This window comes from Neisseria sp. P0022.S010 (assembly GCF_051956635.1).
Map to the genome: position 1 here is coordinate 1 of NZ_JBQCXF010000070.1, position 12,063 is coordinate 12,063.

A 12,063-nucleotide genomic window follows, 5' to 3' on the forward strand; every position below is an offset into this window, starting at 1 on the left:
AGTTATAATAAAGCCGTGCAATGTCGCACGGCTTTTGTTTTAGTGAAGTTATGGATAATAAACAGCATATGAATGTCCCGCCGGAGATATTGGAAAACCTACGTCCGTATAAGGCACATATCGAGCGATTGTGCCTGGAATGTGGGTATCACGGTTTAATGGGGGTTATAAAAACCGAAGAGCCTTGGTATGTGTCCCTTAGTTTTCTGATTTTATTTGCCATCGGCTTAGTGGCTTATATCTATTTTTCAGTTTGGGTTATGTTTGCAGTTGTGTTTGTTACAGCTTTGATTATTGCAGGGTTAAAGGACGGGAAATGCAAAACTGTTACATTATGCCCTTGTTGTAAAAAAGAAATCAGCGATTAAAGACGTAGGAGGGGTTGAAATCCGTACCGCCCTCCCTTAAACAGCCTTTAAACGATAATTGACCTTGAGTTAATACGTTTAAAGGCTGCTTTTTTATGGCAAACGGGAATATGAAACTGTCGTTGGTGTTAACCGCCCGAGATGACGGAGCGAGACGGCTACTGGCTGATACTCAACGACAATTAGATCGCACCGCGAAATCGCGGGCGCAACTTGAACGGCAAAGCCACACTTATGCGTTGACAGGCATCCGCTCAGAAAAACAGATTCAACGTGAAATCATGCTGACACAGGCTGCGTTTAACCGCTTGGCGCGCAGCGGCAAGGCATCACAAAATGATTTAGCACGGGCGGCGGTCGCCACGCGTAACCGAATCCGCGAGCTGAACGTGGAATTGAAACAGGGTGCGGGGTTTGCGGACAGGATGGGCAAAATCGGACGCGCGGGGGCGGCTGTCGCTGCGGGCGGTGCGGCGGCATATGCGGTTTTAAAACCCGCAATGAACGACCGAAAGCAGCTTGACGAGAACATCAACCGCGTGGCGCGGCAGGCGTTTATCGAGGACGACAGCGAGTCGGCGGCGTGGATTGCCACCGAAGGCGCACGGCAGGTCAAGGACTTGGCGCTTGAACTCGTGCAGAAAAACGGAGGCAACCACGACAAAGCCTTGGATGTCATCAGCGGCATGATGACGACGGGTCTCAATTTCTCCCAAACTAAAGAGGAAGCGCAGGCGGCCTATGCCTTTTCGCTCGCATCTGAAATGGAGGGGGCGGAGACTTCGAAGCTAATTAAAGCCTTAAAAGACAATCTGCCCGATACCAATCTGCAACTTGCACTAGAACACGTCTTGCAGTCGGGTTACGACGGTACATTCGAGACTCAAGACATGGTGCGGGAGCTGCCCGCCCTGTTGCCTGCCGCTCAACAGGCAGGCATGACCGGCATAGGTGGTTTGGACTACCTGCTCTCACTCTTACAATCTGCGGCGAATAAATCGGGCAGCCCTGCCGAAGCGGCGACCAATGTGCAAAACCTGTTAAGCAAAACCCTGTCGCCGGACACGATAGGTCGTCTGAAAAAGATGGCGAACCCGAACGACCCCAAAAAAGGCGTGGACTGGGTAGGCTCGGTATTGAAGGGTAAGGAAAACGGCGAGAACGCGGTACAGGTGTTGTCCCGCCTTGCCGATGCCATGTTGTCCAGGGACAAGCAGTATCAGGAGTATCAGGCGCGGGCGGCTGCGGGCGACAAGACGGCGGCCGAACAGGCAAATATGATGAAAGCCGCGCTCTTGGCGACACTTCTGCCCGACTTGCAGGCAAAACAAGGTCTGCTGGCAGCGACGGATATGGCACAAATTCAGGGCTATATGGCAAAACTGGGCGGCGTAACCCTTGAAAACGGCAAAATCGGCAAAATCAACGAAGCGCGGATGATGACGGATGCCGCCAAGCAGGAGCAGGCGGAATCGGTAAAAATCTTGGAAGAGAGCCTGACCAAGACGCTGGTGAAAGCGGAAACGGCGTTCAAGCAACTGGCAGCGGAATACCCTAATGCCACTCTAGCCCTGCAAGCCTTGACGACGGCAGCAACAGCGGCGTCTGCCGCAATGTTATTAACCGCCGGTGGCGGTAAAGGTGCAGGCTTTCTGAAAGATGTAGGTAGTAAAGCGTTGGGATGGGGTAAGGCTTCCGCAGGCGGCGTGGCAGCAGGTGCCACAGCGGCAGGCGGTAAGTTGCTGTCATGGGGAAAATCTGCCGGTAGTGGGCTCATGAATAATCCAGCGTTAGTTAAACGGGCGGGTTTGTTAGGTATGTTGCTGTATTCCGAGTCTTTGGGTGACGGCACATTGCCAAAGGGTTTGCGTGGTACCAAGACAACTCCTGAAATGATTAATCGTCTGAAAAACAACGGTATCCGATTTGAACCTGCGCCGAAGCGGGAACAGGCGCAGGGTGGTGTCCCTCAGTATTTGGCTGCTCCGTCAGCGCAGCCTACCGATAAGATGTTGTCTCCGTTGTTTTCAACTCAGACGGCGGCGTATCAGGCAGCCATTCAGCAGCAGACGGCGGCGTATCAGGCAGCATTGGCGCAGGATACGGCTGCAGTTACAACAGGTTTGGCACAAGTGCAAAGTGCGATGGCGTCGGCAAGTCAGACCATCAATACCAATGTGAGCCTGAATATCGACGGACGTGTTATCGCGAATGAGGTATCGCGGTATCAAGTGGCCATGTTCGGCCGTGGAGCGGGTCAATAATGAGCGGATGGCATACCTTATTGCAGGACGCATCTTACAAGGGCGTCGGCTTTGATATTGAGGCGGTGGACGAGAGCAACGGCAAGGCATTGGCCGAGCATGCGCGGCCGTTTGTGCAGGGTATCGACCTTGAAGACATGGGCACGACCGGGCGGCAGGTGCAGATTAATGCGGTGTTTTGGGGCAAGGGCTATGCAGGCCGTCTGAAAAAGCTGCTGGATGCGCTGGAGCAGCCGGGCGGCGGCGTGCTGGTGCACCCTGTTGGGGGCGGATGCACAACATTATTGCGGCATCATGGAGCTACCGCCATGAGGCTGATTATGTGGATTATGCCGGCATCGATATTACTTTCCGCGAGGCGGCCGAAGCGCAAGAAATCTTTGTATTTGAAAACGCCTTTTTGGTCGAGCTTGAGGCGTTGATTGCTGATATCGACACCTACCGCGAGGCGGCTATCGGCTTTGTTGATGCGGTGTTGGCGGTGGATGCGGGCGTATCGGCTTTATGGGGCAGCGCGCTGGGCATTTGGAGTGCGGCATCGGGTACGTTTGGCGCGGTGCGCCGTTTGTTTGATTTGGACAAAATTGCCTTTCCCGATCGGGGCGGATACAGCGCAGCGGCGTTTAAAAGCGGCTCGGCCAAGCTGTTTGCCGATATGGCGGTCATGGTAGATACCGGCATACGCCGTGAGGCGGGTTTGGCCGATAATGCCATGCACCATGCCGGTTGGTCGCCGCGGCAGCGGTTTGACGGGGCTGCGGCTGTTGCCGACCGTGCCGCCGCTATCCCTGATAATTTGCTAACCGGCCGTTTTTCAGACGGCATGCAAAGCCGCTTGAACCGTTTAACCGCCAAACAAGTGCAGCCGGTAGCGCAGGCGGTGCGCCTGTTATCCACGGCATCGCTGTTGTCGGTGGCAACGGCATTAATCGAGGCGCACGGCGAAGAGATGACCGCGCCTGATTTGATTGAGGTTAACCGCGCCATGCGCCGCCGTATGCAGGCCGAGATTGCCGCCTTGCGGGCGGTGCAGACGGCTGCTGCCGGGTCGGGCACTCTGACGGCCAACGCCGTGTATACCGAGGCTTACCAAACGGCTGAATCGCTGCGCACGGCGGCAGGCCGTCTGAATGCGTTGGTTGCGGCGGCCATCAACCAAAAGCCGCCGCTGATTGTGCGCCAAGCCCCAATCGACGGCACGATACACCAAATCGCCCATGAGTTTTACGGCGATATCAGCCGCGCAGCAGAGCTGGTGCGGCTCAATCCCCATATCCACCACCCCGCGTTTATCAAGCGCGGCACTTTGGTAAACAGCTATGCAAAATAATTCATACGGTTATGCCGTGTCGGTGCGTGTTGGCGGTAAAGAGCACCGCCACTGGGAGCGCTACGACATCGACAGCGACTTTTTAATCCCTGCCGACAGCTTCGATTTTGTCATCGGCAGGTCGGGGCCGGAGGCGGCCATACCCGATTTAAGCGGAGAGAGCTGCGAGGTAGTGATAGACGGCCAAACCGTGATGACGGGCATCATCGGCAGCCAGCGCCACGGCAAAAGCAAGGGCAGCCGCGAGTTGAGCTTGAGCGGGCGTGATTTAGCCGGTTTTTTGGTCGACTGCTCCGCGCCGCAGCTCAATGTAAAGGGCATGACGGTATTGGATGCAGCCAAAAAGCTGGCCGCGCCGTGGCCGCAGATTAAAGCGGTGGTGCTTAAGGCCGAAAACAACCCCGCTTTGGACAAAATCGACATCGAGCCGGGCGAAACCGTATGGCAGGCATTAACCCATATTGCCAACTCGGTCGGGCTGCATCCGTGGCTGGAGCCAGACGGCACGTTGGTGGTGGGCGGGGCGGATTACAGCAGCCCGCCGGTGGCGACATTGTGCTGGAGCCGCACCGACAACCGCCGCAATATCGAGCGCATGGACATTGAGTGGGATACCGACAACCGCTTTTCCGAGGTTACTTTTTTGGCGCAATCACACGGCCGCAGCGGCGACAGCGCCAAACACGATTTAAAGTGGGTGTACAAAGACCCGACGATGACGCTGCACCGCCCTAAAACGGTGGTGGTGTCCGATGCCGACAATTTGGCCGCATTGCAAAAGCAGGCTAAAAAGCAGCTGGCCGACTGGCGGCTGGAGGGATTTACACTCACGATAACCGTGGGCGGCCATAAAACCCGCGACGGCGTATTGTGGCAACCTGGCCAGCGTGTGCATGTGATCGACGACGAGCACGGTATCGATGCGGTGTTTTTTCTGATGGGGCGGCGGTTTATGCTATCCCGCATGGATGGCACGCAAACCGAGCTGCGGCTCAAAGAGGACGGTATTTGGACACCCGACGCTTACCCCAAAAAGGCCGAGGCGGCGCGCAAGCGCAAAGGCAAACGCAAAGGCGTGAGCCATAAGAGCAAAAAAGGCGGCAAAAAAGGCGGCAAAAAACAAGCAGAAACGGCGGTATTTGAATGAGTTTGAGTAAATTGGCGAAAAAAACGGCACAAACTGCTAAAAATATCGGCGAAACCCTGCGCGCGGCCTTTCGGGGAAAAATCACGCTGGTGGTGTCGTCCGAGCCGATACAGCGCGTGCAGTTGAGCGGCTTGGCCGACGAAACCCTGCAAGACCTAGAACATTTGCAGGAATACGGCTTTGCCAGCCATCCGCCCGACGGCAGCGAAGCGGTAGTGATACCGCTGGGCGGCAATACTTCGCACGGTGTGATTGTGTGCAGCCAGCACGGCAGCTACCGCATCAAAAACCTTAAGCCCGGCGAGACGGCGATTTTTAATCATGAGGGTGCAAAAATCGTGATTAAGCAAGGCAAAATCATTGAGGCCGATTGCGACGTGTACCGGGTTAACTGCAAACAATACGAGGTTAATGCGGCCACGGATGCCAAATTTAACGCTCCATTGCTGGAGACCAGTGCAGTGTTGACGGCGCAAGGCAAAATCAACGGCAACGGCGGGATGGCGGTCGAGGGCGGCGACGGAGCCACCTTTAGCGGCGATGTTAACCAAACGGGCGGCAGCTTTAACACCGACGGCGACGTGGTGGCCGGCAATATATCGTTGCGCCAGCATCCGCATACCGACAGCATCGGCGGCAAAACCTCGGAGGCGGAGCCGGCATAGACAAGCAGACCTTTGGCAGCCTTCGGGCTGCTTTTTTTGTGCGTGCGGGATTGAAGCCCGTGTACTCCGTGAGGCCGTCTGAAAACGGCAAAATGCCAACATGGACAAAGAACTAAACCCCGGCACCGGCGACTATACCGGCCGCACCGTCGATACGCTGCAAAATGCCGTGTATATCCGCTTGATGACACCGTTGGGCAGCTGGTGGGCGGATAAAACGCTCGGCTCGCTGCTGCATTTGTTGCAGCGCGAAAAAGACCTGCAACGGGTCAGCCTGTTGGCCGAGCAATATGCCGATGAGGCACTGCAACCGATTGTTAAGAGCGGGCGTGCCGACAAGATTACCGTGCGCGCAGAGCAGCCGCACGACGGCCGCCTGATCCTGCATATCCGGGTGGATACGGCGGCGGGCGGGTTTGATTACCGCCACGAAGTGCCCGTGATTTAAAGAGGTTTTAAACGTGTTTGAAACGCCGACATTTGAGCAAATCCGCGAGCGTATCCTGCGCGATACCAAAAGCCTGTGGCCGGATGCCGATATCAGCCCCGACAGCGACCATTATGTGCACGCCAGCCGTTTGGCCAGCTGCGCCGAAGGGCAATATGCGCATCAAAGCTGGATTGTGCGGCAGATTTTCCCTGATACCGCCGACCGCGAGTATTTGGAGCGGCATGCCTCCATGCGCGGCTTGCGCCGCCGCAATCCTACCACGGCCAGCGGCACGCTGACCGTAAGCGGTATTGCGCAATCCATGCTTTCAGACGGCCTGCAAGTGCGTATCGGCCAGCGTTTTTACCGCACTACCGCCCGCGCCGTTATCGGCAGCGGCGGCACGGCGGAAATACCGGCAATCGCCGACGAGCCGGGCGCGGCCGCCAATGTGCGCGACGGCGAGGCGCAACTGATGGCCGCCCCCGCCGGTGTGGCCACCGAATGCCGCCTTACCGTACAAGGCGGCACCGACCAAGAAAGCGATGCCTCACTGCTGGCGCGTCTGTTGGAAATCATCCGCCGACCGCCCGCAGGCGGCAACCGTTACGACTATAAAAACTGGGCGTTGAGTGTTGACGGCGTAACCAGCGCATATGTTTATCCGCTGCGCCGCGGCTTGGGTACGGTGGATATTGCCATTACCTCCGCCGACGGTGTGCCGTCGGAAGAAACCGTGCGCCGCGTGCAGGCTTATATCGACGAGATGCGCCCGGTAACGGCAAAAAATGCGTTGGTACTCAAGCCAACCGTAACGGCGGTGCCTGTTGCCGTGCAAGTCAAGCTCGACGGCATCGACTTGGACGAGGCCAAGCGCCGCATACGGACGGCTCTGAAAGAATATTTCGACACCCTGATCCCCGGCGACGGCCTGACTGTGTCGCAAATCGAGGCGGCTATCAGCAATGTGGATGGTGTGATCGACCGCCGTCTGACTGCGCCGACGGCCAACCGTGCCGCCGATACGGTTAACCGCATTGAGTGGTTTAAAGCGGGCGCGATTAATGTGACGGAGATGCCGTCATGAGCTATCAAGACATCTTGCGGGGCCTGTTGCCCCCCGTGTCGTATGCCCGCAATGCCCCGCGTGTGCGGGCGCAGGCAGAAATAGACGGCGCAGCGCTGGATGCGGTGGCGGAATTGGCTCAAAGCGTTGCCGATGCCGTCGACCCGCGCAGCGCCGGCCAAATGCTGGCCGATTGGGAGCGCGTATTAGGTTTGGACGGTACGGGCAAAAACCGACAGCGCCGTGTGTTGGCCGTTATGGCCAAGCTAAACGAAACAGGCGGCTTGAGTATTCCTTATTTTGTGCGTTTGGCCGAGGCGGCGGGCTATCAAATCCAAATCGCCGAACCGCAGCCGTTCCGCGCCGGTGTCAACCGTGCGGGCGACCGTCTTGCGCCGCAGGAAATCATGTGGGTGTGGCACGTTAACGTGCGCGGCGGCAACAACCGCATTACCCGATTCCGCGCCGGTATCTCGGCGGCGGGCGACAGGTTGACCGATTACGGCGATGCCGTGATTGAGACCGTTATCCAAGATTTAAAACCCGCACATACCGCAGTGCGATTTACTTATGAGACATAGACAATGCACGCTATCGATACCCCCGATAAACAATTTAAAGACGGCAACGGTACCAGCGAGCTGGGCACCATCCTGCCCGCATGGTGGCTCAATCAGATTCAGGCCGAGCTGTTGGCCGTGCTGACCGCTGCCGGTATTCAGCCCGATAAGGCTAAAACCAACCAGCTTGCGGATGCAATCAAACAGATATTCAGCGGCGCAGTGGTAAACAACCTGACATCCGCCGATGCCGATAAGCCTTTGTCGGCGGCAATGGGTAAAAAATTAGCCGAACAAAGCGTTACCTACCAAAGCTGGGTAACGGAGCAAATCGGTGCATTGTCGATTGACAGTGATTTGGCCACCCGTGATTTAAACACAGTTACCAAAGCAGGTTTGTATGGTCAAACTAGCAGCAGCAACGCCCAAACCCGCCGAAATTATGCTGTGGTCAAAGCAGGGTCGCTGCTGGTAATGCCGTCGGCCTATGGCGTGCAGCAGATTTACTCCGTGTTTGATGGTACCGACATCTACGCCCGCAACCAAACCGGCAGCGGGTGGACAGGATGGCAAAAAACAAACGTCAGCCCGGGAGAAATGCAGTCAGCCGTTGATACTCTCGAAAGAAAACTTGTCAACGGCAGCCCTGCCGCACTAGATACTATCCGAGAGCTTGCAGCGGCATTAGGCAACGATGCTAATTTTGCGAACAAAGTGTTGCAGCAAATTGCGGGCAAAGCTGATAAGTCAAGTACGCGGGCGGGTTACGGCATTACCGACGCTTCGGAGGTTGCCGTTTTGACAGGTCAGCTTAATCACGGCGGCACAATACCGCTGCCGCCCGGATACCGCGAGGATCAATGTAAGTGGTTAGTGTCAATGGCTGAGGACGACCCCAACTATACCAGCTGGGATATAAGCGAGGGCGGCTTATCAAAACACTACTACTACCGATGCTACACACGCGGCCGCACCGTGATCGCCAAAGTCTATCATGGCAGTAGCGATCAAAATCCCGATAGCAATTACCAAGGATGGGTCCTGGGAAAAGTTAATTACATTTGCATTGGCGTCAAATAACAGGAGTAAAAATGACTTGGCATATTTTTAATTCAGACGGCCATCACGTCGGCACCTGCGACCACGAGCCGAATCACGAGGATTTGGCCGACCGTGGCGAAACCGCCTACTACTACCAACATAACGGGCGAGGCACATTAATCGTCAAAGATGATGCTGTTGCAGTTATCCCGCCTGCACCCAGTCGTTACCACGTTTTGCAAGACGGCGAGTGGGTATTAACGACGGGTGCGGCGGCAAAACAGCTTGCTGATGTAAAGGCTGCCAAGCTGGCCGAAATCAACCGCGCCGCCCAAGCCTGTATCGACCAAGCGGCAGGACTAAACAGAGTGCCCGAGTTTGAGGTCGCAACGTGGACAATCCAAGCCCTAGAGGCAAAGGCATGGCACGCCGATAACGCCGCCGCCACGCCTACGCTGGATGCGATTGCGGACGCTCGGGGTGTGCCGGTAGACGTGCTCAAGCAAAAAGCCTATGAAAAGGCGATTAAGTTTGAGATGTTGACCGCCCATATAGCCGGTTTGCGACAAGCCGCCGAAGAAAAAATCTACGCTGCCAAAACCCCCGAAGATGTTGCCGCCGTGCAATGCGATTTTTGCACCACACCGCCATCACAAACTACAACGACCGAGGTGTAGATGAGTAATCGCAAGGTGTATTTAGCTCTGTATAAGGGCAAAAAAGAGGGCCGCGGCCTCAAAGTAAGATGGGCGCGGTTTAGAGACTGGCTTGTGCGTACCGTAACCCGCAGTCCATACAGCCATTGCGAGATAGCCGTAACAGTCCATCCTAAAATACTTTACACATGCTACTCCGCCAGCGCCCGCGATGGCGGCGTGCGCTGCAAAGTGATGGCGCTGCCGGCCGAAAAATGGGATTTAATCCCCTTGCCGGAAAGTTGTATCCAGTCCGCCGTCGGTTTATATGCCCGCACACAAGGCGCACGTTATGACTGGTCGGGCGCAATCGGTACGGTACTCAAAACCCCGCCCAGCAAAGGCCGCTGGTTTTGCAGCGAATGGTGCGCTCAAGCATTCGGCCTTATCAAGCCGTGGCGGTATTCTCCGCAAAAATTAGCGATGGCAGTAAAAGGAGATTGATGCAGATTTAAACAAATCGGAAGAAATAAAACTGGTAAAGCCAGTGGAGAGTTGATCGTATGTAATTGGTAAAATAAAAAGCGACGGTATCGTCGCTTTTCTTATTTCTCATCATCCGATATAGTGCAAAAGCTGGCGAAACTTTCGCAGAGCCTAGAGTGCAAAAGTTACTGCAACAAAGTGCAAAAGTCGGCGGCGGCTTACACAAAACAGGCCGTCTGAAAAGTTTCAGACGGCCTGTTTAAGTTTATAAAAAAGCGCAAACCTTTTTATATCAAAAGTTTGCGCTTCAAATCTGGTGGAGGCGGGGGGAATCGAACCCCCGTCCGAAGGTCCTCTACAGAGCGTTCTACATACTTAGTTGTGTCTATTTAGAATCTCGTCCCCATCATGCCGACCAACAGGCCTTCAGGGAACCAGTTACCTTAAATCTCGTTTCCTGCCAAGTAACCCGACAGAAAACCAGTCAATGTAGAATGACGTTGCGGTAGCTTGCGCTACACAGCCCATTGACCAACTGCTGCAACGGCAGGCCTTAAGCGGCCAGTGCGTAAGTTTCGTCGTTTGCGACTATTTAGATTCAGTGTTTTACGGGAAATCTGAGACCCCGGTATGCCCGCATCTGCTTTGCAACCCCCGTCGAAACCAAGATCGCCCCCAGATAGGAAAAGTCGATTATACGCATGTCAGCGTGCTTTGCCAAGTTGCCGATTGATTGAAAAGGCCGTCTGAACAGCAGTTTGCTTTTTCAGACGGCCTGTTTGGCTTAGGTTTATTGATGGTAGTTTTGCAAGAAGCGTTTGAGTTTGTCCATGGCTTCTTCGATTTGATGAACGGGCGGCAGGGTAACGATACGGAAGTGGTCGGGGCGTATCCAGTTGAAGCCTGTGCCTTGGACGAACAAGACTTTTTCACGCACGAGCAAATCGTAGACGAATTTCATGTCGTCATGAATGCCGTACATTTCGGTATCGATTTTTGGGAACATATACATCGCGCCCATTGGTTTGACGCAGGAAACACCGGGGATTTGGTTGATCAGTTCCCATGCTTTATTGCGTTGTTCCAACAGGCGGCCGCCTGGCAGGATAAATTCGTTGATGCTTTGATAGCCGCCCAAGGCCGTCTGAATGGCGTGTTGCATCGGCGTATTGGCACACAGACGCATGGAAGAGAGCATGTCGAGGCCTTCGATATAGCCTTTGGCATGATGTTTCGGACCGTTGAGCACCATCCAGCCTTGGCGGAAACCGGCCACGCGGTAGGCTTTGGAGAGGCCGTTAAACGTAATGGTCAGCAAGTCGGGGGCGAGGGCGGCAATGTGATGGTGTACGGCACCATCATAAAGAATTTTGTCGTAAATTTCGTCGGCAAAAATAATCAGGCCGTGTTTACGCGCTAATTCGGCAATTTCCAGCAGGATTTCTTTGCTGTACACCGCGCCGGTAGGGTTGTTGGGGTTGATGATGACGATGGCTTTGGTTTTCGGCGTAATTTTGGCTTCTATATCGGCCAGATTCGGGAACCAGTCGTTTTCTTCGTCACACAAATAATGACGCACATTGCCACCGGCCAGTGTCGCGGCGGCGGTCCACAGTGGATAGTCAGGCGCAGGAATCAGGATTTCATCGCCGTCGTTAAGCAATGCCTGCATGGACATGGTAATCAGCTCGGACACGCCGTTGCCGATGTAAACGTCGTTGACGGTAACGTCGAGCAGTCCTTTGGTTTGATAGTAATGAACGATGGCTTTGCGTGCGGAATAAAGGCCTTTGGAGTCGCAATAGCCCTGCGCGGTCGGCAGGTTGCGGATCACGTCAACCAGAATTTCATCAGGCGCTTCAAAGCCGAACGGGGCAGGGTTGCCGATATTGAGCTTGAGGATTTTGTTGCCTTCTTCTTCCAGTTGCAGGGCTTTTTTATGAACCGGGCCGCGGATGTCGTAGCAAACGTGGTCCAGTTTTGATGATTTGGGGAATTTCTCCATGATGTGTGTTCCGTAAAATTGTAGACAATGGGATAAATGTACTCTTTTTGCGGGTAAATTAAAAGG

The 12,063-nt window shown here is 54.9% G+C and carries 11 protein-coding genes, 1 other RNA gene and 2 pseudogenes; 12 read left to right on the forward strand and 2 right to left on the reverse strand.

Annotation, left to right across the window (positions count from 1 at the left end):
- Positions 1-20 precede the first annotated feature (20 nt).
- From ACTHUT_RS08605 to ACTHUT_RS08660, 12 genes and pseudogenes are all read left to right on the forward strand, one after another.
- Positions 21-368, forward strand: a complete 348-nt coding sequence (locus ACTHUT_RS08605) for a hypothetical protein (RefSeq protein ID WP_250600794.1) — start codon at positions 21-23, stop codon at positions 366-368.
- Positions 369-463: 95 nt separating this feature from the next.
- Complete coding sequence (locus tag ACTHUT_RS08610; protein ID WP_250600792.1) at positions 464-2,632, forward strand: phage tail tape measure protein; 2,169 nt, start codon at positions 464-466, stop codon at positions 2,630-2,632.
- Positions 2,632-3,962 (forward strand): annotated as a pseudogene (locus ACTHUT_RS08615) (DNA circularization protein). Before ACTHUT_RS08610 ends, ACTHUT_RS08615 begins: the two are co-directional and overlap by 1 nt.
- Complete coding sequence (locus tag ACTHUT_RS08620) at positions 3,952-5,109, forward strand: phage baseplate assembly protein (RefSeq protein ID WP_440418733.1); 1,158 nt, start codon at positions 3,952-3,954, stop codon at positions 5,107-5,109. Before ACTHUT_RS08615 ends, ACTHUT_RS08620 begins: the two are co-directional and overlap by 11 nt.
- Positions 5,106-5,774, forward strand: coding sequence for a phage baseplate assembly protein V (locus ACTHUT_RS08625; RefSeq protein WP_250600788.1), 669 nt, complete (start codon positions 5,106-5,108; stop codon positions 5,772-5,774). The genes ACTHUT_RS08620 and ACTHUT_RS08625 overlap by 4 nt, the downstream gene beginning before the upstream one ends.
- 100 nt (positions 5,775-5,874) lie before the next feature.
- Positions 5,875-6,222, forward strand: a complete 348-nt coding sequence (locus ACTHUT_RS08630; RefSeq protein ID WP_002217228.1) for a phage GP46 family protein — start codon at positions 5,875-5,877, stop codon at positions 6,220-6,222.
- A 13-nt stretch (positions 6,223-6,235) separates the two neighbouring features.
- Positions 6,236-7,291, forward strand: coding sequence for a baseplate J/gp47 family protein (locus tag ACTHUT_RS08635; protein WP_250600786.1), 1,056 nt, complete (start codon positions 6,236-6,238; stop codon positions 7,289-7,291).
- A complete protein-coding gene (locus ACTHUT_RS08640; protein WP_250600784.1) occupies positions 7,288-7,851 on the forward strand; it encodes a YmfQ family protein in 564 nt (187 codons plus the stop codon). Before ACTHUT_RS08635 ends, ACTHUT_RS08640 begins: the two co-directional genes overlap by 4 nt.
- Positions 7,852-7,854: 3 nt before the next feature.
- Positions 7,855-8,040, forward strand: a pseudogene (locus ACTHUT_RS08645) (tail fiber protein); the annotation flags it as partial.
- Positions 8,041-8,052: 12 nt separating this feature from the next.
- A complete protein-coding gene (locus tag ACTHUT_RS08650) occupies positions 8,053-8,910 on the forward strand; it encodes a pyocin knob domain-containing protein (protein WP_431768205.1) in 858 nt (285 codons plus the stop codon).
- A gap of 11 nt (positions 8,911-8,921) precedes the next feature.
- Positions 8,922-9,548: a hypothetical protein gene (locus tag ACTHUT_RS08655; protein ID WP_440418734.1), complete on the forward strand. Its 627-nt coding sequence runs from the start codon at positions 8,922-8,924 to the stop codon at positions 9,546-9,548.
- Positions 9,549-10,010: a hypothetical protein gene (locus ACTHUT_RS08660; protein WP_250600778.1), complete on the forward strand. Its 462-nt coding sequence runs from the start codon at positions 9,549-9,551 to the stop codon at positions 10,008-10,010. It begins immediately after the preceding gene.
- A gap of 296 nt (positions 10,011-10,306) precedes the next feature.
- Here ACTHUT_RS08660 and ssrA read toward each other — a convergent pair.
- Together ssrA and ACTHUT_RS08670 are read right to left on the reverse strand one after the other, a co-directional pair.
- Positions 10,307-10,669, reverse strand: a transfer-messenger RNA (tmRNA) gene (gene ssrA / locus ACTHUT_RS08665).
- A gap of 113 nt (positions 10,670-10,782) precedes the next feature.
- Positions 10,783-11,997: a pyridoxal phosphate-dependent aminotransferase gene (locus ACTHUT_RS08670; RefSeq protein WP_250600776.1), complete on the reverse strand. Its 1,215-nt coding sequence runs from the start codon at positions 11,995-11,997 to the stop codon at positions 10,783-10,785.
- Between the last annotated feature and the right edge of the window lie 66 nt (positions 11,998-12,063).